Source organism: Streptomyces sp. NPDC096152, assembly GCF_044763235.1.
In the GTDB taxonomy this organism is placed as follows: domain Bacteria; phylum Actinomycetota; class Actinomycetes; order Streptomycetales; family Streptomycetaceae; genus Streptomyces.
In genome coordinates this window covers 83558-108083 of the sequence record NZ_JBIWFW010000005.1, presented here as the reverse complement: position 1 = coordinate 108083, position 24526 = coordinate 83558, and the positions used below count along the sequence as shown (strand labels likewise).

14 protein-coding genes and 1 tRNA gene are annotated in these 24526 nt (G+C 72.9%); 13 read left to right on the top strand and 2 right to left on the bottom strand.

Annotated features, from left to right (window positions below):
* The first annotated feature begins 4 nt into the window (after positions 1-4).
* From bldG to ACIQ9G_RS18150, 13 genes are all read left to right on the top strand, one after another.
* Positions 5-346 (top strand): anti-sigma factor antagonist BldG, encoded by a 342-nt coding sequence (bldG, locus tag ACIQ9G_RS18210; RefSeq protein WP_010986038.1) that lies wholly within the window; start codon positions 5-7, stop codon positions 344-346.
* Positions 347-453: 107 nt separating this feature from the next.
* The gene (locus ACIQ9G_RS18205; protein WP_403610295.1) at positions 454-885 is read left to right on the top strand and encodes an ATP-binding protein; all 432 of its coding nucleotides are present in this window, start codon (positions 454-456) and stop codon (positions 883-885) included.
* A 313-nt stretch (positions 886-1198) separates the two neighbouring features.
* A complete protein-coding gene (locus ACIQ9G_RS18200; RefSeq protein ID WP_403610293.1) occupies positions 1199-3604 on the top strand; it encodes a sodium-translocating pyrophosphatase in 2406 nt (801 codons plus the stop codon).
* Positions 3605-3802: 198 nt separating this feature from the next.
* Positions 3803-4408, top strand: a complete 606-nt coding sequence (locus ACIQ9G_RS18195; protein WP_403610291.1) for a small secreted protein — start codon at positions 3803-3805, stop codon at positions 4406-4408.
* A 200-nt stretch (positions 4409-4608) separates the two neighbouring features.
* Positions 4609-6132 (top strand): methyltransferase, encoded by a 1524-nt coding sequence (locus ACIQ9G_RS18190; protein ID WP_403610289.1) that lies wholly within the window; start codon positions 4609-4611, stop codon positions 6130-6132.
* A 455-nt stretch (positions 6133-6587) separates the two neighbouring features.
* Complete coding sequence (locus ACIQ9G_RS18185) at positions 6588-6785, top strand: hypothetical protein (protein WP_403610286.1); 198 nt, start codon at positions 6588-6590, stop codon at positions 6783-6785.
* Between the two features lie 246 nt (positions 6786-7031).
* The gene (gene topA, locus ACIQ9G_RS18180) at positions 7032-9860 is read left to right on the top strand and encodes a type I DNA topoisomerase (RefSeq protein WP_403610284.1); all 2829 of its coding nucleotides are present in this window, start codon (positions 7032-7034) and stop codon (positions 9858-9860) included.
* A 216-nt stretch (positions 9861-10076) separates the two neighbouring features.
* Positions 10077-13424, top strand: a complete 3348-nt coding sequence (tmk, locus tag ACIQ9G_RS18175; protein ID WP_403610281.1) for a dTMP kinase — start codon at positions 10077-10079, stop codon at positions 13422-13424.
* A 186-nt stretch (positions 13425-13610) separates the two neighbouring features.
* Positions 13611-14816 (top strand): DNA polymerase III subunit delta', encoded by a 1206-nt coding sequence (locus ACIQ9G_RS18170; protein ID WP_403610278.1) that lies wholly within the window; start codon positions 13611-13613, stop codon positions 14814-14816.
* Positions 14817-15117: 301 nt separating this feature from the next.
* Complete coding sequence (locus ACIQ9G_RS18165; protein ID WP_403610276.1) at positions 15118-16716, top strand: alpha/beta hydrolase; 1599 nt, start codon at positions 15118-15120, stop codon at positions 16714-16716.
* A 117-nt stretch (positions 16717-16833) separates the two neighbouring features.
* A tRNA-Thr gene (locus ACIQ9G_RS18160) sits at positions 16834-16907 on the top strand.
* 218 nt (positions 16908-17125) lie between these two features.
* Positions 17126-18019 carry a glycosyltransferase family 2 protein gene (locus tag ACIQ9G_RS18155; RefSeq protein ID WP_403610273.1) on the top strand — a complete coding sequence of 298 codons (894 nt, stop codon included), beginning with the start codon at positions 17126-17128 and terminating at the stop codon, positions 18017-18019.
* 481 nt (positions 18020-18500) lie between these two features.
* On the top strand, positions 18501-21740 hold the full coding sequence (locus tag ACIQ9G_RS18150; protein WP_403610271.1) for a BTAD domain-containing putative transcriptional regulator: 3240 nt from the start codon (positions 18501-18503) through the stop codon (positions 21738-21740).
* Between the two features lie 73 nt (positions 21741-21813).
* Here the strand turns inward: ACIQ9G_RS18150 and ACIQ9G_RS18145 are convergent, their stop codons facing one another.
* Entirely contained in the window at positions 21814-23556 is a 1743-nt protein-coding gene (locus ACIQ9G_RS18145) for a bifunctional 3'-5' exonuclease/DNA polymerase (RefSeq protein WP_403610268.1), read from the bottom strand.
* A 109-nt stretch (positions 23557-23665) separates the two neighbouring features.
* Positions 23666-24451: a Clp protease N-terminal domain-containing protein gene (locus tag ACIQ9G_RS18140; RefSeq protein WP_403610265.1), complete on the bottom strand. Its 786-nt coding sequence runs from the start codon at positions 24449-24451 to the stop codon at positions 23666-23668.
* Positions 24452-24526 lie beyond the last annotated feature (75 nt).

Below are 24526 nucleotides of genomic sequence, written 5' to 3'. Positions count from 1 at the left end.
ATCCGTGGACCTGTCCCTGTCGACCCGTACCGTCGGCGATCGTACGGTCGTCGAGGTCGGTGGCGAAATCGACGTATATACCGCGCCCAAGCTGCGCGAGCAGTTGGTCGAGCTGGTGAACGACGGGAATTTCCACCTCGTCGTCGACATGGAGGGCGTGGACTTCCTCGACTCCACCGGGCTCGGCGTACTGGTCGGCGGCCTGAAGCGTGTGCGCGCCCATGAGGGCTCGCTGCGCCTGGTCTGCAACCAGGAGCGCATTCTGAAGATCTTCCGTATCACCGGCCTCACCAAGGTGTTCCCGATTCACACCTCGGTCGAGGAAGCGGTGGCGGCCACCGACTGACGACCGGCCCCGGGGCGGTGCCCGGGGCGGACGAAGTACCAGCGAGGGACCGGGCTTTTCGGCGGCCCGGCCCCCCGACAGCACGCCCGTAGCTCCGAGGGGGACGTATGGCCATCGTCGAACTCCGCTTCAGCGCGCTGCCCGAGCACGTCCGGACCGCCCGGTTGGTGGCGGCAGCGGTGGCGCGCAGGGCAGGAGTGGACGAGGCCGCCCTCGACGAGGTCAGGCTCGCCGTCGGCGAGGCCTGCACCCGTGCCGTCGGGCTGCATCAGAACGGCGGGATCTCGGCACCGGTCAAGGTGATGCTGATCGAGGAGGAGAAACAGTTCTCCATCGAGGTCGGCGACGAGGCCCCGCACGCACCTCACGTCGCCGGGGGCGCCACGGGCGCTCCGGAGGAGGTCGAGGCCGAGGAGGACGAGATGGGCCTCGCGGTCATCAGCGGCCTCGTCGACGACGTGGAGGTCACGGCCGGGGAGCACGGCGGGTCCATCAAGATGACCTGGCCGTCCACACCACCGGCCGCGGTGTTTTCCTGAGCCGGCCGCACACAGCGTCTGTCCCGAAGGGCCCTACTCCGGTAGGGCCCTTCGGCGTGTCGGCATGTCGTCGCCCGGGCTTACAGTAGGGATGCAGCGATATCGTGAATTCATTCACGATCAATAGCCCGATAATGGATCAAGCGTCAATGCTTTTGAGGCATTACCACTTTCGGGTTCCGTGGAAGCCCGGCGATCATTTGCTGAGGAGCATGTGAAGGCTGATTCCATTTACCGGGCTCTGTTTTGATCGGGTTCCGGTACCTACAATCCGTCCACATCTTGAGCTCAGCCCAAGCGTCAAGGAGGACGAATGGCGGGGCTTTCTACCCCTCATCAGTTGGGCCACCCCACAACCTTCGCAGCCGCAGTACTCACCGATGACAACCGGATCATCGTGGCGGTCATCGGGGTCGTCGCGCTGGCCGCGCTCGTGGTCGCGGGAATCCTGGTGCGCCAGGTGCTCGCGGCGGGCGAGGGCACCGACAGCATGAAGAAGATCGCGGAGGCGGTCCAGGAAGGCGCCAACGCCTATCTGGGCCGGCAGCTGCGCACGCTCGGCGTTTTCGCCGTCGTCGTGTTCTTCCTGCTCATGCTGCTGCCCGCGGACGACTGGAATCAACGCGCCGGACGATCGGTGTTCTTCCTGATCGGAGCGGCGTTCTCGGCGGCCACCGGTTATATCGGCATGTGGCTCGCCGTGCGCAGCAATGTGCGCGTCGCCGCGGCCGCCAGGGAAGCGACCCCGGCGGCGGGAGAGCCGGAAAAGGATCTCACCGCCGTCTCGCACAAAGCCATGAAGATCGCTTTCCGTACGGGCGGCGTCGTCGGCATGTTCACGGTGGGGCTCGGCCTGCTGGGCGCCTCCTGTGTGGTGCTCGTGTACGCGGCCGACGCGCCGAAGGTGCTGGAAGGTTTCGGCCTCGGCGCGGCCCTGATCGCCATGTTCATGCGTGTCGGAGGCGGCATCTTCACCAAGGCCGCCGACGTCGGCGCCGACCTGGTCGGCAAGGTCGAGCAGGGCATTCCGGAGGACGATCCGCGCAATGCCGCGACCATCGCCGACAATGTGGGCGACAACGTCGGCGACTGCGCCGGTATGGCGGCCGACCTCTTCGAGTCGTACGCCGTCACCCTCGTCGCCGCGCTGATCCTCGGCAAGGCGGCCTTCGGCAACGCCGGACTCGCCTTCCCGCTGCTGGTGCCGGCGATCGGTGTGATCACCGCGATGATCGGCATCTTCGCGGTCGCGCCGCGCCGGGCCGACCGCAGCGGGATGAGCGCCATCAACCGGGGCTTCTTCATCTCCGCGGTGATCTCGCTCGCCCTGGTCGCGGCCGCCGTGTTCGTCTATCTGCCGTCGTCGTACGCCGACCTCGAAGGCGTCACCGACACGGCGATCTCGGTCAAGCACGGCGACCCGCGCATCCTGGCCGTGGTCGCGGTGGCGATCGGCATCCTGCTCGCCGCGGTGATCCAGCAGCTGACCGGCTACTTCACCGAGACGACCCGGCGCCCGGTCAGGGACATCGGCAAGACCTCCCTCACCGGCCCGGCCACCGTCGTCCTCGCCGGAATCTCGGTCGGTCTGGAGTCGGCGGTCTACACCGCCCTGCTCATCGGCCTCGGCGTGTACGGGGCGTTCCTGCTCGGCGGTACGTCGATCATGCTGGCGCTGTTCGCGGTGGCGCTGGCCGGCACCGGCCTGCTCACCACCGTCGGCGTGATCGTTGCCATGGACACCTTCGGTCCGGTCTCCGACAACGCGCAGGGCATCGCCGAGATGTCCGGTGACGTCGAGGGCGCGGGCGCGCAGGTGCTCACCAACCTGGACGCGGTCGGCAACACCACCAAGGCCATCACCAAGGGCATCGCCATCGCCACCGCCGTGCTGGCGGCGTCGGCGCTGTTCGGGTCGTACCGAGACGCGATCACGACCGGCGCGCGCGAGGTGGGCCAGCAGCTCTCCGGCCCGGGCGCCCCGCTGAGCCTGATGATGGACATCTCCCAGCCCAACAACCTCGTCGGCCTGATCGCCGGCGCGGCGGTCGTCTTCCTCTTCTCGGGGCTGGCGATCAACGCGGTGTCGCGGTCGGCGGGTGCGGTGGTGTTCGAGGTGCGGCGGCAGTTCCGCGAGAAGCCCGGGATCATGGACTTCAGCGAGAAGCCGGAGTACGGCAAGGTCGTCGACATCTGCACCAAGGACGCCCTGCGCGAGCTGGCCACACCCGGACTGCTCGCCGTCATGGCGCCGATCTTCATCGGGTTCACGCTCGGAGTCGGCGCGCTCGGCGCCTACCTCGCGGGCGCGATCGGCGCGGGCACGCTCATGGCCGTGTTCCTCGCCAACTCCGGCGGCGCCTGGGACAACGCCAAGAAGCTCGTCGAGGACGGCCACCACGGCGGCAAGGGCAGCGAGGCCCACGCCGCCACCGTGATCGGCGACACCGTCGGCGATCCCTTCAAGGACACCGCGGGTCCCGCGATCAACCCGCTGCTGAAGGTGATGAACCTGGTGTCGCTGCTCATCGCGCCCGCGGTGATCAAGTTCAGCTACGGCGCGGACAAGAGCATCGGCGTACGGATCACGATCGCGGTCCTCGCCCTGCTCGTCATCGTCTGCGCGGTCTACGTCTCCAAGCGGCGCGGAATCGCCGTGGGTGACGAAAACAACGCGGAACGGGTGTCCAAACCGGCCGATCCCGCGGTGGTCTCGTAGGCGGCACTCACACGAGGCCCAGCTCAGGAGGCGGGTGGGCGGCGCGCATCGACGCGCCGCCCACCCGCTTCGTGTCTGTGTGCGTTCTCGCCCGTGAGCCTTCTCTCGCATGGTGCAAATGGCTGCAAGGAGTCACGTAAAGGACATCCGACCTGCGGTCGTGACCCGTACGCCGTGTAAGTTCCGGGGCCGAGAGCCATGGAAGGGACCAATCCGGTGAACAAGAAGGTTGGGGCCGCGCTGTCCGGCGGTGCGGTACTGGTACTGGCACTGTCCGGCTGCTCCAGCAGCAGCGCCGACGACAAGAACGACGCGCTCGACACCTGGGCCAAGCAGGTGTGCAACGCGGTGCAGCCGCAGGCGAAGAAGATCGAGGCCGCCAACGCCGCGATCCAGAAGCAGACCTCGGACAACAGCACACCGTCGGCGGTGCAGAAGACGGACGCGCAGGCCTTCCAGGACATGTCCGACGCCTACAAGGCGATCGGCAGCGCCGTGGACAGAGCGGGCGCGCCCCACGTCGACAACGGCAAGAAGAAGCAGCAGGACGCGGTCAAGGAGCTCAACGGCCTCTCGACGTCGTACGCCTCGCTGAAGAAGAAGGTGGACGGGCTCGACACCAAGGACCAGGGCAAGTTCGCGGACGGCCTCAAGGACATCGCCACCCAGCTCGACAAGCTGAGCAGGACCGGCAACGACGCGCTGAAGAACCTCGAGGAGGGCGACGTGGGCAGGGCGATGGCCCAGCAGCCGAGCTGCAAGTCCGCCTCCGCGCCCGCGTCGGCCCCGGCGACACAGGGCTGACCGGGCTTCGCCGGCACAGGCTGACCGGGCTCCGGTGACGCGGGGCTGACCCGCTCCGGTCCGATGGCAGGTGACTGCCGATTTGGTGGCCGGCCGGTTTTCGGTCCGGTCGGCCGGAACAGGGCGCACCACGCGCGTGTGGTGCGCCCTGTTCCGTACGCGCACGTGCGATGTCGGTGTGAGCCGACACAATGGGGTGCGTGAGTGACTCCAGCCTGCCCACCCTGCCCGCCGCCGACCGACCGGACGTCGCCGCCCGCCTCCGGGACGCCCTGCTCGCCGCCTCCTTCACCGCCGACGGACTGCTCGAACTCCTCGGCGCCCCCGCCTACGCGGCCCTGGCGCGCAGCGAGACCGTGCCCGCCCTCCGGGCCACCCGCGGGGACACGCCGCTGGAGACGCTCGTCCGGCTCTTCCTGCTGCAGCAGCCCGTGCCGCCCGCGCGCGTGGCCGCCGACGTCCTGCCCGTCCAGGAGTGCCTGGAGAGCGGCTGGCTGGTGCGGGTCGGCGCGGACGAGGTCGCCGCGACCGTGGACATCCGGCCCTACGGCGGGCTCGACGGCGAGGACTGGTTCATCGTCTCCGACCTGGGCTGCGCGGTCGGCGGTGCCGGAGGCATCGGCAGCCGGAACGAGGGCGTCGTCCTGGGAGTCGGCGGCGCCTCCACGACCCTGGCCGGCATCACGGTCCGTACGCCCGTCGGTTCCGCGCTCGACCTCGGCACCGGTTCCGGGATCCAGGCGCTGCACGCCGCACAGCACGCCACGCGCGTGACGGCGACCGACGTCAACCCGCGCGCGTTGCACATCACCGCGCTCACCCTCGCGCTGTCCGGCGCCCCGGCCGCGGATCTGCGCCAGGGCTCGCTGTTCGAACCGATTCGCGCCGACGAGACGTACGACCTGATCGTCTCGAACCCGCCCTTCGTCATCTCGCCGGGCGCCCGGCTCACCTACCGCGACGGCGGGATGAGTGGGGACGATCTGTGCCGCACGCTCGTTCAGGAGTCGGGGGAGCGGCTGGCCGAGGGCGGGTTCGCGCAGTTCCTCGCCAACTGGCAGCACGTGGAGGGGGAGGACTGGCAGGACCGGCTCAGGTCGTGGGTGCCCCGCGGCTGCGACGCCTGGATCGTGCAGCGCGAGGTGCAGGACGTGACGCAGTACGCCGAGCTGTGGCTCCGGGACGCGGGAGACCACCGCGGCGACCCGGCGGAGTACCAGGCGCGCTACGACGCCTGGCTCGACGAGTTCGAGGCACGCAAGGTGAGGGCCGTCGGCTTCGGGTGGATCACCCTGCGCAGGACGGGCGCCGCCGTGCCCTCGATCACCGTCGAGGAGTGGCCGCACCCGGTTGAGCAGCCGCTCGGGGAGACGATCCGGGCGCACTTCGCGCGTCTGGACTATCTGCGGGACCACGACGACGCGGCGCTGCTCGAAGGGCACTTCCGGCTCGTCTCCGAGATCGTCCAGGAGCAGGTCGGTCTGCCCGGAGCCGAGGACCCGGAACACGTGGTGCTGCGCCAGCACCGCGGGATGCGCCGGGCCACCACGGTGGACACGGTCGGCGCGGGCTTCGCCGGGGTCTGCGACGGCTCGCTCAGCGCCGGGCGCATCCTGGACGCGATCGCCCAGCTGATGGGCGAGGACCCGGTGCTGCTGCGCGATCGCACCCCCGCCCAGATCCGGCTGCTGGTGGAGCAGGGGTTCCTCGATCCGGCCGTATGAGATCGGACGCATGAGACCGGCCGAGCAGGACCGGCCCACTGAGACCGGCCACATGAGATCGGCCGAATAAGACCGGTCGAGTGCGGCCTTGACCCGACCCGCGCGTGGGCCGGTGCCCCGGAGGGCCGGGTCGGCGCCCCGGGGTGAGGGGGAGCGCGCAGTGCGCGCGGGTCCGCGCTCCGGTGTGAAGGGTCGGCGCCCGGAGCCGGGGTCCGCGCCGGCGTACCGGGCGGTGAGATCGCGTCGACTTCTTCCCCGCCCGGCCGCCGCGGGCCGCAGCCGTCCGGAAGGCGGCCCGGAAAAAAATTTCGGAGTCCCGCTCCCTCGTGATCCTCCCCTCCTTCCGTGGTCCCGCACGCGGCGCGGCCGCCCGGTGTTCACCGGAGGTTGGCCGGGTCGTCGCGTGGGCGTGCCAGCCTCCCCAACCGGGGCATCCGGGACGAGGGGGAACGTATATGGAGAGCGAGCCGGCGATCTTCACGGGCGCGGTGTTCGCCCTGTTCGGAGCGGCACTGCTGGGGTGGACGGCGCTCCGGGTCCGGCACCGCGAGCCCGTCGCGCTCGGCGCGCGTCGAGTCGTCTCCGCGACCGTCGCCGGAGTGGTCGCCGTGGCGGCCCTGGCCCTCGGCGCGTGGTGCTTCACCCGGCTGTGAGCACGGTCGCAGCGCTCCGGTTTCCGTAACCGAAAGATGACCCTCCGCATCGTGGGAGAAGGCCTGGTCGGCACTCCGGGCGGCAGGAAGGGCGGTAGTCGGGTTACCGTTCGAGTGGCCGTTGCGGGCTTTTCCCGTTTGACACGGGGGCGGGATGTACCGTCACACTCCGCAGCGTCAGCACGATCCGACCCCGGGAAACCAAGGCCTGGGGAGCCTCAGCGTCGACCGGAGAGAAGAGCGAAGTTGTCCCCGACCAGCGAGACCGCGCAGGGCGGCCGCCGACTCGTCATCGTCGAGTCGCCTGCCAAGGCGAAGACGATCAAGGGCTACCTCGGCCCCGGCTACATCGTCGAGGCGAGCGTCGGGCACATCCGCGATCTCCCCAGCGGCGCTGCGGAGGTTCCCGAGAAGTACACCGGCGAGGTCCGCCGCCTCGGCGTGGACGTCGAGCACGACTTCCAGCCCATCTACGTCGTCAATGCCGACAAGAAGGCGCAGGTCAAGAAGCTCAAGGACCTGCTGCGCGACTCCGACGAGCTCTTCCTGGCCACCGATGAGGACCGCGAGGGCGAGGCCATCGCCTGGCACCTGCAGGAGGTGCTCAAGCCCAAGGTCCCGGTCAAGCGCATGGTGTTCCACGAGATCACCAAGGACGCGATCCAGCAGGCCGTGCGCAATCCGCGTGAGCTGAACCAGCGGCTCGTCGACGCCCAGGAGACCCGCCGCATCCTCGACCGCCTCTACGGCTACGAGGTCTCGCCGGTCCTGTGGAAGAAGGTCATGCCGCGCCTGTCGGCCGGCCGTGTCCAGTCCGTCGCCACCCGACTCGTCGTCGAGCGCGAGCGTGAGCGCATCGCGTTCCGTTCCGCCGAGTACTGGGACCTGACGGGCACCTTCGCGACCGGTCGCGCCGGGGACCCGAGCGACCCCTCGTCCCTGGTCGCGCGCCTGCAGAGCGTCGACGGCCGGCGCGTCGCGCAGGGCCGCGACTTCGACTCGCTGGGGCAGCTGAAGAGCGCGAACACGCTCCACCTCGACGAGGTCAATGCCCGAGCCCTGGCCGCCGCCCTGGAGAACACGCGGTTCTCGGTGCGGTCCGTCGAGTCCAAGCCGTACCGCCGCTCGCCGTACGCCCCGTTCCGTACGACGACGCTTCAGCAGGAGGCCAGCCGCAAGCTGGGCTTCGGCGCGAAGGCGACCATGCAGGTCGCCCAGAAGCTGTACGAGAACGGCTACATCACGTACATGCGTACGGACTCCACGACGCTGAGCGACACGGCCGTCGCCGCGGCCCGCTCCCAGGTCACGCAGCTGTACGGCGCCGACTACCTGCCCGCGCAGCCGCGTACGTACGCCGGGAAGGTCAAGAACGCGCAGGAGGCGCACGAGGCGATCCGCCCCTCGGGTGATCGTTTCCGCACGCCCGCCGAGACTGGCCTGACCGGCGACCAGTTCAAGCTGTACGAGCTGATCTGGAAGCGGACGGTCGCCTCCCAGATGAAGGACGCGACCGGCAACAGCGTGACCGTGAAGATCGGTGGCACGGCCGCCGACGGCCGGGACGTCGAGTTCAGCGCGTCCGGCAAGACGATCACCTTCCACGGCTTCCTGAAGGCCTACGTCGAGGGCGCCGACGACCCGAACGCCGAGCTCGACGACCGCGAGCGCCGACTGCCCCAGGTCGCCGAGGGCGACGCGCTCACGGCCGAGGAGATCACGGTCGACGGGCACGCCACCAAGCCCCCGGCCCGCTACACCGAGGCCAGCCTGGTCAAGGAGCTCGAAGAGCGCGAGATCGGCCGCCCGTCGACCTACGCGTCGATCATCGGCACGATCCTCGACCGCGGGTACGTCTTCAAGAAGGGCACGGCCCTCGTGCCGTCCTTCCTGTCCTTCGCCGTGGTCAACCTCCTGGAGAAGCACTTCGGGCGGCTCGTCGACTACGACTTCACCGCCAAGATGGAGGACGACCTCGACCGCATCGCCCGCGGCGAGGCGCAGGCCGTGCCGTGGCTGAAGCGCTTCTACTTCGGCGAGGGCTCGGTCGGGGGCGCGGCCGCCGACGCCGGCAACGGCGACGGGGACCACCTCGGCGGCCTCAAGGAGCTGGTGACCGACCTGGGCGCGATCGACGCGCGCGAGGTGTCCTCGTTCCCGGTCGGCAACGACATCGTGCTGCGGGTCGGCCGCTACGGCCCCTACATCGAGCGCGGCGAGAAGGACACCGAGCAGCACCAGCGGGCGGACATCCCCGCGGACCTCGCGCCGGACGAGCTGTCCGTCGAGCTCGCGGAGGAGCTGCTCGCCAAGCCGAGCGGCGACTTCGAGCTGGGCGCGGACCCGCAGACCGGCCACCAGATCATCGCCAAGGACGGCCGGTACGGCCCGTACGTCACGGAGGTCCTCCCCGAGGGCACCCCGAAGACGGGCAAGAACGCGGTCAAGCCGCGCACCGCTTCTCTCTTCAAGTCGATGTCCCTGGACACGGTGACGCTCGAGGACGCGCTGAAGCTCATGTCGCTGCCGCGCGTCGTCGGCACCGACGCCGAGGGCCAGGAGATCACCGCGCAGAACGGCCGCTACGGCCCGTACCTGAAGAAGGGCGCGGACTCGCGCTCGCTGCAGTCCGAGGACCAGCTCTTCACGATCACGCTGGAAGAGGCGCTGGCGATCTACGCCCAGCCCAAGCAGCGGGGTCGCGCGGCCGCCAAGCCGCCGCTGAAGGAGCTGGGCGAGGACCCGGTCAGCGGCAAGCCCGTGGTCGTCAAGGACGGCCGCTTCGGTCCGTACGTCACCGACGGGGAGACCAACGCGACCCTCCGCTCCGGCGACAGCGTCGAGACGATCACGCCCGAACGCGGTTTCGAGCTGCTCGCCGAGAAGCGGGCGAAGGGCCCGGCGAAGAAGACCGCGAAGAAGGCGCCCGCCAAGAAGACGGCGGCGAAGAAGACGGCCTCGACCACCGCCAAGAAGACCGCGGCGAAGAAGACGACGGCGAAGAAGACGACCACCAAGAAGACGGCCGCGAAGACGGCTGCTTCGAAGGCGGCCGCTTCGAAGACGACGGACTGAGCCGGCCCGCGGCCGGGCGCTTGTCGCCCGGCCGCGGCGCGCGTGATGGGGTGCCCGTTATGCGGCGGGTGGCCTCGACCCGAAGCGGCCGGCCACGGCCTCGCTTCCCCGGAACGGGTTCGCGTAACCAACACCTCGGCATCATTTTGGTGACGGAGCGTGCGCACGTTCGGACGGTCACGACAGGCCGTCGGTGCGTGCCGATAGGCTGAAAGCATGACGCGAGCCGAGCAGCCAACCGGCCATGATCCGGCCCCCGACGCCGCCCTCGTAGCGGATTCCCGCGAGCGTGCCGTCCGCGCGCTGCTCCGGCAGCCGCAGCTGAAACGGCTGTGGAGCGCGCAGCTGGTGGGGGGTGTCGGAGACACCCTCGCCCTCCTGGTCCTGGTCCTCCTCGCCCTCCAGGCCGCGATCGCCGAGGACGCCTTCGGTGGCGGCTACCGGGGCATGGCGTTCGCGGTGGCGAGCGTCTTCGGGGTGCGCATCCTGGCCACTCTGCTCTTCGGCGCCGTCCTGCTCGGACCGCTCACCTCCCTCACCGCCCCGGAGGGGCCGCTCGACCGGCGCTGGACCATGGTCGGTGCCGACGGGGTGCGGGCCGCGCTGCTGATCGTGGCGCCGCTGTGGATCGACTGGATGCCCGGCGACGCCCTGATCTTCCTGCTGGCCACGGCCTTCGTCGGCGGTGTCGCCGAGCGTTTCTGGACGGTGTGCCGCGAGAGCGCGGCGCCCGCGCTGCTGCCCGCCCCGCCGCCCGAGGGCGCCACGGTGCGCCCGCTGCCGGACCACATGGAAGCCCTGCGCCGCCTGTCGCTGCGGACCGGATTCGCGGCGATCCCCCTCGCCGCCGCCACCCTCGTCGTCGCGGCCCTGCTCAACAACCTCCTGGGCACCGCACTCGACTGGTTCGACCAGCACCAGGCCGCCCTCGGCTCGTACGTCGCGGCCGGGCTGTTCGCCGCGTCCCTGTCCGTGCTGACCGCCCTGGAACTGCCCGGCACGCGCACCCCGCGCGCGCGGTCGCCGCTCGAGGGACTGCGCCGCCCGAAGACGGGCACCGGGATCGACAAGGGCCGCACGGGGGCCGTTCCGCTGCTCGTGGTCGCGTCCGCAGCCGTGGCCGGCGCGATCTCCGCCGGGGTCGCCGTGTGCGCGCTGCACGCCAAGGACCTCGGCGGCGGCCCGGTGCTGTACGGGCTGGCGGTGCTCGCCCTGACCGGCGGGACCGTCGTAGGCATCCGTACGGCCCCCAGGGTGCTGGTGTCGCTGTCCCGGCGCCGGATGCTGTCGCTGGCGATCGCCTTCACCGGCATCGCGCTGCTCGCCGCCGGTCTCGTCCCGGACGTCACCACCGTGCTGCTGCTCCTGGCGCTGGCCGGGGTCGGCGCGGGCGTTGCCGCCAACACCGGGCACGCGCTGCTCGACCAGGAGGCCGAGGACTACCGCCGCCCGCGCATGACGGAGCACCTGCACGCGGTGGTACGGATCTTCGTCGCCCTCGGTGTCGTGATCGCCCCGCTGGTCGCCGCGGCCATCGGACCGCACCGGCTGCAGAACGGCAGGTTCGTGTTCGCGCACGGCGGCGCCGCCTTCACGCTGATGCTGGTCGGCGCGCTGCTGCTGCCGGTGGCCGCGCTGGTCCTGGCCAAGGTCGACGACCGCTCCGGCGTGCCGCTGCGCAACGACCTCCTGGACGCGCTGCGCGGCGGCGACGAACCGGAGACGGTGCCCGCGTCCTCCGGCTTCTTCATCGCCCTGGAGGGCGGCGACGGGGCCGGCAAGTCGACCCAGGCCGAGGCGCTCGCCGAGTGGATCCGGTCCAAGGGCCACGAGGTCGTCCTCACCCGCGAGCCGGGCGCGACGCCCGTGGGCAAGCGGCTGCGCTCGATCCTGCTCGACGTGTCGTCGCAGGGCCTGTCGCACCGCGCGGAGGCGCTGCTGTACGCGGCGGACCGCGCCGAGCACGTCGACACGGTCGTCCGTCCCGCGCTGGAGCGTGGCGCGGTCGTCATCTCGGACCGGTACATCGACTCGTCCGTGGCCTACCAGGGCGCGGGCCGCGACCTGTCCCCGACGGAGATCGCCCGTATCTCCCGCTGGGCGACGAACGGCCTGGTCCCGCATCTGACGGTGCTGCTGGACGTCTCCCCGGAGACGGCCCGCGAGCGGTTCACGGAGGCCCCCGACCGCCTGGAGTCGGAGCCCGCCGAGTTCCACGCGCGCGTGCGCGCCGGTTTCCTGACGCTGGCCGCCGCCGACCCGGGGCGCTACCTCGTCGTGGACGCGGGCCAGGAGCCGGAGGCCGTCACGACCGTCGTCCGGCACCGCCTCGACCAGATGCTGCCGCTGTCCGAGGCCGAGGTGAAGGCCCAGGAGGAGGCGCGCCGGAAGGCCGAGGAGGAGGCCCGCCGCAAGGCGGAGGAGGAGGCTGCCCGCAAGGCGGAGGAGGAGCGCCTGGAGCGAGAGCGCCAGGAGCAGCTCGCCCGGCTGCGCGCCGAGGAGGAGGAGCGCAAGCGGCGCGAGCTGGAGGAGGCGCAGCGGCGCGAGGCCGAACGGCAGGCCGAGGAGGCCCGGCAGCGGGCGGAGGAAGCGCGCCGGCGTGCCGAGGAGGAGCGCGCCCGCCTCCTCGCGGAGGAGAAGGCGCGGGCCGAGGCGGAGGCGCGGCGCAAGGCCGAGGAGGAGCGCCGGCGCAAGGAGGCCGAGGAGGAGGCCCGGCTGCGGGCCGAGGCCGAGGCGCGCCGCCTGGACAAGCAGCGCAAGGCCGAGGAGGCCCTGCTGCGGGCCGAGGAGGCCCGGCGGGCGGCGGAGCACGCGGCCGCCGCCGCGCAGGCGGGCCCCCGGAAGTCGACAGCTCCCTCCGACTCCGCTTCCGCTCCAGCGTCCCCGCCGGACGCGGCGACCGTGTCGACCCCGATGGTGACCCCGACGAACGCCTCGGGCGGACCGGTGGACGAGACGGCGGTGCTGCCGCGGGTGAGCGAGGAGCGCGACGAGCGGGCCGACGCGGCCGAGGCCGCGGGCGCGGTCGACGGCGGGTCGTCCCGGGAGACCGAGCGCTCCGGGGCCAGGCCCGAGTCCGCTTCCGAGGTGACGGCGAGACTGCCGCAGCCGCTGGTACGGCCGGAGAACCCGGCCGGGGCCGCCGACGAGACCGCGGTGCTGCCGCCGGTGACGCCGGAGGGCGCGGCGGACGAGACCGCTGTCCTGCCTCCGGTCGGAGAGGGCGACGGTTCGGCGGACCGGGTTCCGCCGGGGTTCTTCCGGGACGAGCGGCAGACCGCCGACCGGGCCGAGCGTCGGGACGACGACCGTACGCGTGAGCTGCCGCAGTTCGACCCCGAGGCCCATGCCGACGCGCGTGACGGCGGGCGCCGGGGCCGGCAGCGGCCGGACTGGGCCGAGCAGACGCCGCTCGACGACCTGCCCACGCTGGCGGACGAGCTGCTGGGCCCGCGCGGCGACGACGGGGACGCCGACGAGCACGAGGCCGGACGGGACGGCGGCCAGGACGGTGGCCGTGACAGCGGCCGAGGGCGCGGCCGTGGCCGAGGCCGCCGAGGCTGAGCCCCGCACCACGGCCGGGCGCGCGGCCGTCGGTCGCACGCCCCCGAAGCAGTACGGCCCCGTACACGCACCGGCGCCCGTCGCCCGCCCACGACCGGGTGGGCGGCGGGCGCCGCCCGCGTTGTCAGTGGCTGCCCGCACAATGGACTGGCCACCACCGAACGTGACGAAAGGGCGGCGTGACCCATGAGCGTGTGGGACGACCTCGTCGGGCAGGAGCGGGTCAGCGAGCAACTGACCGCCGCCGCCCGGGACGCCGACGCGCTGGTCACCGCCGTCGCCACCGGCGCCCCGCCGCCCGAGGCGTCGAAGATGACCCACGCCTGGCTGTTCACCGGGCCGCCCGGCGCGGGGATCACCCAGACCGCGCGCTCCTTCGCCGCCGCCCTGCAGTGCGTGAGTCCCGACCGCGCCCTGGGCGGAGCCCCCGGCTGCGGTTTCTGCGACGGCTGCCACACGGCACTGGTCGGCACGCACGCCGACGTCTCCACGGTCGCCGCCGTCGGCACCCAGATCCTCGCCGAGGACATGCGGGACACCGTCCGCAAGTCGTTCACCTCGCCGGCGAACGGCCGCTGGCAGGTCATCCTCGTCGAGGACGCCGAGCGGCTGAACGAGAAGTCCGCCAACGCGGTCCTCAAGGCCGTCGAGGAACCTGCCCCGCGTACGGTCTGGCTGCTGTGCGCCCCCTCGATCGAGGACGTCCTGCCCACGATCCGCTCCCGCTGCCGCCATCTGAACCTGAGCACACCGTCGGTGGACGCGGTGGCCGACATGCTCGTGCGCCGGGAGGGTGTCGAACCCGCCGTGGCGGCCGCGGCCGCCCGCGCCACGCAGGGCCACGTGGACCGGGCCCGCCGCCTGGCCACCGACCCGGCCGCACGCGAACGCCGGGCGACGGTGCTGAAGCTCCCGCTCCGCCTGGACGACATCGGCGGCTGCCTGAAGGCGGCCCAGGAACTGGTCGACGCGGCGGCGGAGGACGCCAAGGCGCTCGCCGAGGAGATGGACGTCAAGGAGACGGAGGAGCTGAAGGCGGCGCTCGGCGCGGCCCAGGGCGGCCGGATGCCGCGGGGCACGGCGGGCGTGATGAAGGACCTGGAGGACAAGCAGAAGCGCCGGCGCACCCGTACGCAGCGCGACAGCCTGGACCTCGCCCTGACCGACCTCACGGCGCTCTACCGCGACGTTCTCGCCCTCCAGCTCGGCTCCCGGGTCGCGATCGCCAACGCGGACGTCGAGGACACCCTGGAGCGGCTGGCCCGCGGCGGCTCCCCGGAGTCCACCCTGCGCCGTATCGAGGCGATCGCCGCCTGCCGCGACGCCCTGGACCGCAATGTCGCCCCGCTGCTGGCGGTGGAGGCGATGACGATGGCGCTGCGTTCCGGCTGACGACGGCGCCCCCGTCAGGCCCACGGACCGACACCGACGCCCTACCTCGCGCGGGGGCACGGCACGACCCGTGTGCGGCACGCGGTACCTCGTACGGGGCGCGGCGTACCTCGTAGGGGGCACGCCGTCCCTCGTTCGGGGCACCGCATGACTCGTACGGGGCACGCTGCGCACGTTTCGCGCATGCCTGATCGCGGAGGGTTACGCTCGTTCGATGTACCTCAGCCGCGCCCTTCGTCCGACCGGCCGGAGTCCCCGGACCCGTACCCCTCGAACCGCCGGCAGCGCCCGTACGGGGCGCATGACGCGCACCGCCCGCACGACGCGTACCGACCGCGCACTCCGCACGGCCCGCGCGGGCGGCGCGCTGCTCGCGGCCGCCGCGCTGCTCGTGTCGGCCTGCTCTGCCCAGGACACGGCCACGCACACCGCCTCCGCCGCGGAGGCGGTGCTGGCCGCGCTGCCGCGCTCCACGCCGTCCACCCTGTCGCCGTACTACGCCCAGAAGCTGACCTGGCGCGACTGCGGGGTGCCGGGCTTCCAGTGCGCCACGATGAAGGCGCCGCTCGACTACGCGCGGCCGGACGCGGGCGACGTCCGGCTGGCGGTCACCCGCAAGAAGGCGACGGGCCCGGGCAAGCGGCTGGGCTCGCTGCTGGTGAACCCGGGCGGCCCGGGCGGCTCGGCGGTCGGCTACCTCCAGCAGTTCGCCGGCGTCAGCTACCCGGCCGCGGTCCGCGCCCGCTACGACATGGTGGCGATCGACCCGCGCGGTGTCGCCCGCAGCGAACCCGTCATGTGTCTCGACGACCGCGCCATGGACACGTACACCCAGACCGACATCACCCCGGACAGCCGGGAGGAGACGGACGCGCTCGTCGGGGCGTACCGGAGGTTCGCGGAGGGCTGCGGCGCCCACGCGCCGAACCTGCTGCGCCATGTCTCCACCGTCGAGACCGCGCGGGACATGGACATCCTGCGGTCGGTGCTGGGGGACCGGAAGCTGAACTACGTCGGGGCCTCGTACGGGACCTTCCTGGGCGCGACGTACGCGGGGCTGTTCCCGGACCGGGTCGGCCGGCTCGTCCTGGACGGCGCGATGGACCCCTCGCTGTCCGCGCGCCGGCTGAACCTGGAGCAGACGGCGGGGTTCGAGACGGCGTTCCGGTCGTTCGCGAAGGACTGCGTGCGGCAGACCGACTGTCCGCTGGGCGGCCGCGGCGCGACGCCCGAGCAGGTCGGCGCGAAGCTCAAGGCGTTCTTCCGCAGGCTGGACGCCCACCCCCTCCCCACCGGCGACGCGAACGGCCGCCTGCTCGGCGAGGCGCTCGCGACCACGGCGGTGATCGCGGCGATGTACGACCAGACGGCGTGGCCGCAGCTCCGGGAGGCGCTCACCTCGGCGATGGAGCAGAACGAGGGCGCCGGCCTGCTGATCCTCTCCGACAGCTACTACGAACGCGACGCCAACAGCCACTACGCCAACCTGATGTACGCCAACGCCGCCGTGAACTGCCTCGACCTTCCCGCGGCCTTCTCCACCCCCGCGCAGGTCGAGAAGGCGCTGCCCGACTTCGAGAAGGCGTCGCCGGTCTTCGGCGAGGGGCTGGCCTGGGCCTCTCTGAACTGCGCGTACTGGCCGGTCGCGCCCACCGGCGCGCCGCACCGCATCGAGGCCCGGGGCGCCGCTCCGATCGTGGTCGTCGGCACCACCCGCGACCCGGCGACCCCCTACACGTGGGCCCGGTCCCTGTCCCGCCAGCTCGCCTCGGCCCGCCTGCTCACCTACCAGGGCGACGGCCACACCGCCTACGGCCGCGGCAGCGCCTGCGTCGACTCCGCGATCAACACCTACCTGCTCCGCGGCACCCCACCGGCTGCCGGAATGCGCTGCTCGTAGCCCCCTGCCCCGGGGCCCCGGCCCCGGGTCCTCGGCCCCGGGGGCGTGTGCGAAGCACCTCCGGAAACTGTGTAGACTTACCGACGTTGCCGATCGCACCATGGTGCCCGGCAGCGCGCCGCTTTAGCTCAGATGGCCAGAGCAACGCACTCGTAATGCGTAGGTCTCGGGTTCGAATCCCGAAAGCGGCTCTTGTTGTGAAGGCCCGGCCGGACATGTTCCGGCCGGGCCTTCGGCGTGTGGCCCGAGTGGTCGGTGCCGTCCGGTGCGCGGAAAACCGTCGCAAAGAGGGCGTAAAGCAGGTCGGTGGGCGGACAACCCGGGGAGCTGGGACAACATCTTGGTGAACGAGGGGCGCCGTGCGGTGGGAGCGCGGGCGCCGTCGTCGTCCGGATGGAGTGAGTGAGCCGTGGTGGAGCCGAGGATCGCCGTCGCCGTGGTGACCATGGGCAACCGGCCCGCGGAGGTCGACGCCCTGCTGGAGTCCGTGGCCAAGCAGGACCTCGCCCCCGCCCGCATCGTGATCGTCGGCAACGGCTGCCGGCTGCCCGAGTTCGCCCACCGGCTCTCCCTCCCCGGCGAGGTCACCACCGTCGACGTCGACGAGAACCTCGGCTGCCCCGGCGGCCGGAACGTCGCCCTCGCCCGGCTCCGGGAGTTCGGCGACACCGACGTGGTCGTCGAGCTGGACGACGACGGGCTGCTGGTCGACGCGGACGTGCTGCGCCGCGTACGGGACCTGTACGCCGCCGATCCCCGGCTCGGCATCGTGGGGTTCCGCATCGCCGACGAGCAGGGCGAGACCCAGCGGCGGCACGTGCCTCGCGTCGGCGCGTCCGACCCGATGCGCGGCGGATACGTCACGGGGTTCCTCGGCGGCGGGCACGCCCTGAGCATGAGGATGCTCGAAGAGACGGGGGACTGGCCCGCAGAGTTCTTCTTCGCGCACGAGGAGACCGACCTGGCCTGGCGGGCCGCCGACGCCGGGTGGAAGATCCTCTACGCGCCCGAGCTGCTCCTCCGGCACCCCAAGACCTCGCCCGCCCGGCACGCGATCTACCACCGGGTCACCGCCCGCAACCGGGTGTGGCTCGTCCGCAGGCGGCTGCCGCTTGCGCTCGTCCCGGTGCATCTGGGGGTCTGGACGCTTCTCACGCTGCTGCGGACCCGTTCGCTCGCGGGGCTGCGGGCCTGGTGCGGCGGGTTCATGGAGGGGCTGCGCGAACCCGCCGGCGAGCGGCGTCCCATGCGCTGGCGAACGGTCTGGCGGCTCACCCGGCTGGGGCGGCCGCCGGTCGTCTGACCCGCCGCGGAGGACCCTGGCTCGCCCCAGAAGATCTGGCCCGGCCCCCGGAAGAACCGACCCCAGGAAAACCCGGGGCCCGGAAAAGCGGACGAGGGCCCCGATCGTTCACCTCTGACGACCGGGACCCCTCGCGTCCCCGGATGCGGCCGGCGGCGACACTCCCCCGAGTTGCGCGTACGCCCGCACCGTCGGGCCGTATCCGATGCAGTGATCACATCAGGCCGCGCCAACGGATCGCTAACATGTGGCCATCGGTTCCCCCGATGGTCGTCGGCCAGTTGGCTGGAAGTCGCCGGGGTGCACCGGCAGACGGCCCGAACCGTAGCGGAAAACTGCCCGGGCCGCTCGGTGAAAGGCGGCGGGAAACCGCTGTGCAGAGGGCGGAAATCCGCCAGGACGGCGGGCGCCCGCCGCGCGGTGCGGCCGGTCCCGGCCGCACGGGAAGGCGGGGGGCGCGCGGGAAGGCAGTGACGGCGTGATGCGGTGCGAGCTGCGTTTCGGACTGCTGGGGCCGCCCGTGCTGTACGGCCCGGTCCCGTGCCGGCCGACCGGCCCCGGGGAGTTCGTCCCGAAGGACCTGCCCCTCCCCGCCGTCCGTCCCATCGGCAGCCCCAAGGTCCGTGCCCTGCTCGCCGCCCTGCTGCTGGAGGCCGGCCGGGTGGTCTCCGTCGAGGCGCTCAAGGACGCCCTGTGGGGCGGCGCACCGCCTGCCTCCGCGCAGGCCTCGCTGCACAACCACGTGGCCCGGCTGCGGCGCCTCCTCGACGATCCTGAGCGGCTGCGTGCCGTGCCGCCCGGCTACCTGCTCCGGGTCGGCCAGGGCGAGTTGGACCTCCACGTCTTCGAGGCCCGGCTCGCCGAGGCGCGCGTCGCGCACGCCGGCCGGGACTGGGCGCGGGTGGTGCGCGCCTGCACGGCGGCGCTCGCGCTGTGGCGGGGCGCGCCGCTGAGCGGCCTGCCCGCCGACATGGGCGGGTACGCCGTCGTCCAGCGGCTGGGAGAGGCGCGGCTGCTGCTCCTGGAGTGGCGCTACGACGCCGAGCTGGCCCTCGGCGGCACCCGGCTCGCCGGTCTCGTACCGGAACTCGCGGCGCTGGCCGCCGGGCACCCGCTGCGGGAGGCGTACCACCGTCAGCTGATGCTCGCCCTGCACCGCACCGGTCGTCAGGCCGAGGCCCTGGCCGTCCACCGGGACCTGCGCGCCCGCCTGGTCGGGGAACTCGGCGTCGAGCCGGGCCCGGCCGTGCGGGAGGCCCACCTGGAGGTGCTCCGGGGCCCCGCGACGACGCGCGTATCCGTCTCCGGCTCCACCGAGCCGGCACCGGACCACGACGGCCCCCAGCCGCCCCGGCCCGCCCAACTCCCTCCGCAGCCCGCGCACTTCACCGGTCGCGCCGACGACCTGCGGGCCCTGCGCCGGGCCCTGACCGGGTCCTCGGGCGGCGGCAGCCCGGTCGCCGTCATCAGCGGCATGGCCGGCGTCGGCAAGAGCGCCCTCGCGCTGCACGCGGCCCACACTCTGCTGGAACGTTTCCCTGACGGTCAGCTCTACGTCAGCCTGCACGGCGCCACCCCCGGCATGACCCCGCTCACCCCGCGCCAGGCGCTGCGCGCCCTGCTCCGCGACCTGGGCGCCGAGCCGCGGCACATTCCTGAACACCCCGACGCGGCCGCCGCGTTGCTGCGCTCGCTGCTGGCGCCTACACGCACGCTGCTCGTGCTGGACGACGCCGAGAGCGCCGCTCAGGTAAGGCCGTTGCTGCCGGCGGGGGCCGGGTGCGCGGTGCTCGTCACCAGCCGCTCGCCGCTGACCGCCCTCGACGGCGCCCGCCGCTTCCCGCTCGCGCCGCTGTCCGGCGAGGACAGCGCGGCGCTGCTGCGCGCGGTCTCCGGGCGGCACGGGCTCGACGCCGGGCACCCGCTCGTCGCACTCACCGGCCGCCTCCCGCTCGCCCTGCGCGTCGTCGCCGCCCGGCTGGCCGCCCGCCGGGCCCTCACCCCCGACGTGCTCGCCGGTCAACTGGCCGCCACGGAAGAGCGCTTGCACCATCTGGAGTACGACGATCTGAGCGTGCGCCGCTCGCTGGCCGTCGCGCACGACGCCCTCGCCGCCTCCGAGCGCGAGGCCGACCGGGACGCCGCCGTCGCCCTGCGCCGCATCGGCGCGCTCGACCTGCCCACGTACGGCGCACCCCTGATCGCCCGCCTCACCGGCACCGACGAGCGCCGCGCCGAGGCCGCCCTCGACCGCCTCGTCGACGTGGCCCTGCTGGAGGAGTCGGCCTACGGCCGGTACGCCCCCCACGATCTGGTGCGCTACTTCGCCCGCGAACTCGCGGAGGCCGAAGAGAGCGCCGGCAGCGGCAGCCGGACCGGAGCGGAGGCCGGAACGGGTACCAGGGCAGGGACCGGAACAGGTACCACGGCAGGGGCCGGAGCGGAGAGCGGCGCGGAGGCCGGGCCAAGGACCGGAGCCGGAGCCGGACCCGGAGCAGGGGCGGGGGCGGAGACGGGTACGGACGTCGCCGAGGCCGCCCTGCGCTGGTACGCCGCCGTCGCCGAGCACGCGCTCGTCGCGATCGTCGAGCCGGGCCTGGACCGGGAGGACCGCCGCCACCCCACCGCGTCCCAGCCGCCCGGGCACCGCGCGGACGTGGGCTCCGTCCCGCCGTTCAACAGCCCCGAAGAGGCCTTCGCCTGGGGCGACGTGGAACTGGAGAACGTCGTCGCGCTGGCGGACCGCTACGGCCGGCCCCCCGCCCGGCAGGACCTTCCCGTGCCGGCCGGCGACCGTGTCGTCGCCCATCTCTCCGTCCTGGTCCGGCTGTTCTTCCCGTACGCCCAGCGCAGTGGCCGCGTCGCCGAGATGGAGGTGCTCGGGCGGGCCGGGCTCGACGCGGCGCTCCGGCTGCGGGACGAGGCGGCCGAGGCGTACGCCCTCGGCGACCTCGCCGGGCTGTACTTCCTGACCGGCAGGCAGAGCGACGCGCTCGTGCTCAACGACCGGTCGCTCGCGATCTGGCGCAGGCTCGGCGTCGCCTCGCGCATCCGGCGCGGCCTCAACAACCGCGGGCTGCTCCTCGAAGGACTCGGCCGGTACGCCGAGTCCGGCGAGGCACTCCGGCAGAGCCTGGAGTGCTCACGGCAGCTCAACGACCCCTACGGCGAGGCGGTCACCCACAGCCACCTCGGCAACCTCTACGAGCACACCGACCCGCGCGCCGCCATCGAACAGCACCGGCTCTCGCTCGCCATCGGCGACGAGATCGGCGCCGTCATCGTGCAGCACACCGCGCACTGCAACATCGGCTACGCCCACCTCACCCTCGGCGAACCGGCCGCCGCGGCCGGGCACTTCGCGGAGAGCCTGCGCATCCTCGGCGGCCACGGCGACTGGCACGGCGAGTCGCAGACCCGGCTCGGCCTCGTCCGCGCGCTGCGGCAGCTCGGTCGCGCCGGACACGCCCGCCGTGAGTGCGCCGAACTGCTGCGTCGCGCCGACACCCGCGCCGACCGCTACACGGGCGGACTCGCCCGGCACCAGCACGGGCTGCTGCTGAGGGAGGAGGGACGCGTCGAGGAAGCGTACGAGGAGTGGCACGCGGCCCTCGTGGCGCTGGACGGGACGGACGCCAAGGCGGTGGCGGCCGAGTTGCGCGCCCTGCTCGCCGGCCCGCCGGACGGGACCGCCCGGCCGACGGCCGGCCAGGGGGCTTGAGCAGGGCCGAAGAGGCGGCTTGAGACCGGCCCGAGCATGGGGCCTCCTCACACGGCGCACTCACACGGCCCCCTCACTTGGCGTCCGCGTAGCACTCCACCACCGCCGTCGTGAACGGGAAGCGGACCGGCGTCTCACCGAACGTCAGCCGCCCCGCCAGCTCCGCCGCGTCCCGGATCGCCTCGACCACCGTGTCGGCCTCCTCCGCCGGACAGTGCACGATCACCTCGTCGTGCTGGAAGAAGACCAGCTCGGCGGCCATGTCGCGGCAGGTCCGCCGCAGTGCGGCGAGCAGCAGGAGGGCCCAGTCGGCGGCGCTGCCCTGGACGACGAAGTTGCGCGCGAACCGGCCGCGGGCGCGGGAGTCGGCCGAGGCGTAGCCGGGCATCCACTGCTGGTCACGCCGGTCGTGCCGGTCGTGCCGATCATGCCCGTGGTGCCGGTCGGTGGCCCCTTCGGTATCCCCGTCCTCCGCCACGGGGATGCCGGCCTCCTCCGCCGCGTCGTCGCCCCGCCCCGCCGCGGGCGGGCAGGTGCGGCCCAGCCAGGTCCGTACGAGCCGCCCCTCCTCGCCGGCCCGCGCAGCCTCGTCGACGTACGCCACCGCCCGGGGGAAGCGGCGTCTGAGTGCGGCGAGGTTCTTCAGGCCGTCGCCGGAGGTCTGGCCGTAGACCGCTCCGAGCACGGCGAGCTTGGCCTGGGCGCGGTCGCCGGAGAAGGCGCGGTCGGAGACGGACTGGTAGAGGTCGGTCTCCCGCCCGGCCACCTCCATCAGACCGGGATCGCGGGAGATCGCCGCCAGCACGCGCGGCTCCATCTGGTCGGCGTCGGCGACGACCAGCCGCCAGCCCGGGTCCGCGACCACGGCACGCCGGATGACCTTGGGGATCTGCAGGGCGCCCCCGCCGTTGGTCACCCAGCGCCCGGTGACCGTGCCGCCCGCGAGGAACTCCGGCCGGAACCGTCCGTCCCGCACCCAGTCCTGGAGCCAGGACCAGCCGTGGGCGACCCAGATCCGGTACAGCCGCTTGTAGGCGAGCAGGGGCTCGACGGCGGGGTGGTCGACGGACTGGAGCTCCCAGCGGCGGGTGGAGCCGACCTTGATGCCGGCCCGGGCGAAGGCCTTCACGACGTCGGCGGGCAGATCGGGCCGCACCCGGCGGCCGAAGGCGGCCGACACCTGGTCGGCGAGTTCGGCGAGACGGCGGGGCTCGCCGCCGCCGGCGTAGCGCTCGCCGAGCAGTTCGCGCAGCACCTGGCGGTGCACGTCCGCGCGCCACGGCAGGCCCGCGCGGTTCATCTCCGCGGCGACGAGCATCCCGGCCGACTCGGCGGCCGTCAGCAGGCGCATGCGGTCGGGGTGGGCGGCCCGGTCGTGCCGTCGCCGCTGCTCGGCGTAGACCGCGAGCAGGTCCTCCAGCGGGAGGCGCGCGCCCTGCGGTTCGAAGAGGGCCGACTGCGCGCCGGGTGCGGCGGACCGCTGCGGCGGATCCGGCGGTACGGGACCGCCGCGCAACCGGGCCAGCGCGGCGGCCGCCGAACGGGGCTCGCCGCAGCGCCCCTCGTGGCCGAGCAGGAGCGTCTCGGCGTCCTCGATGTCGTAGCACCGCTCCACTCGCACCCCCGCGGCGAGCAGGCGCGGATAGACCTCGGCGGTGGACCGCCACACCCACCGCGCGACGTCGGGCCTCCCGCTCACGGCCGCGGCGAGGTCGGGCTCCCGGCGCACCGGCCCGGCGGCCAGCCCGTCCGGACCGAGGGGGGCGACCTGAGCGCCGCCGTCCTCGGTCGGGGCGAGCGCCCACCGGCCGGTCATGCCGCGAGTGTCGCAGGCGGGTCTGACAACGGCCGTGACCTGCGGGTTCCGGTGGGCTTCCGGTGTTTCCGGGGTGGTCCGCCGCTACGTCTCGGTCCGTCCGTTCCCCTTAGTCGCCCTGTCCTCCTTGCTGCTCCTGTTCTCCCTGTTCTCCCTGTTCCCTGTGCTCCTCCTGGGTGCGGGTCTCCAGTAGTTCCGCCAGGACCGCCGTGACGTACTCCTCGGTGCGGGTCTTGTCGAGGCCGAGGTCGCTCAGGGGGCCCGTGCCGTTCTCCAGCTCCAGCAGGGCCAGCAGGATGTGTTCGGTGCCGATGTAGTTGTGGCCGAGGCGCAGGGCCTCGCGGAAGGTGAGTTCCAGGGCCTTCTTGGCGGCCGGGCCGTACGGGACCAGCTCGGGAGCGTCGGCGGACGCCGGGGGCAGCGCGGCGGTCGCGGCCTCGCGGACCGTGTCCAGGGGGACGCCCTGCGCCTGGATGGCCTTAGCGGCGAGGCCCTCGCGCTCGGCGAGCAGCCCGAGGACCAGGTGCGCGGGCAGCCCCTCGGCGCTCTTGGCGGCCTGGGCGCGGTCGTGGGCTGCCATGACGACCTTGCGGGCGCGGGGCGTGTACCGGCTGAAGCCCTGGCTGGGGTCGGGGTCGGTCGGTTCCTTGGGCACGAACCGCTTCTGCGCGGCCTGCCGGGTGACGCCCATGCTCCTGCCGATGTCGGTCCAGGAGGCGCCCGAGCGTCGCGCCTGGTCGACGAAGTGCCCGATGAGGTGGTCCGCCACCTCTCCGAGGTGTTCGCCGGCGATCACGGCGTCCTGGAGCTGTTCGAGGGGCTCCTGGTGGGAGGTCTTGATGGCCGAGATGAGGTCGTCGAGACGGATGGACGACCTGATGGCGGGGTTCGTCATGTGTCAACCTTAGGTTGACAGCGGGGGGTCGTCAACCCGAAGTTGACAACTGGTGGCCGCGGCGCCGGTGCCTGA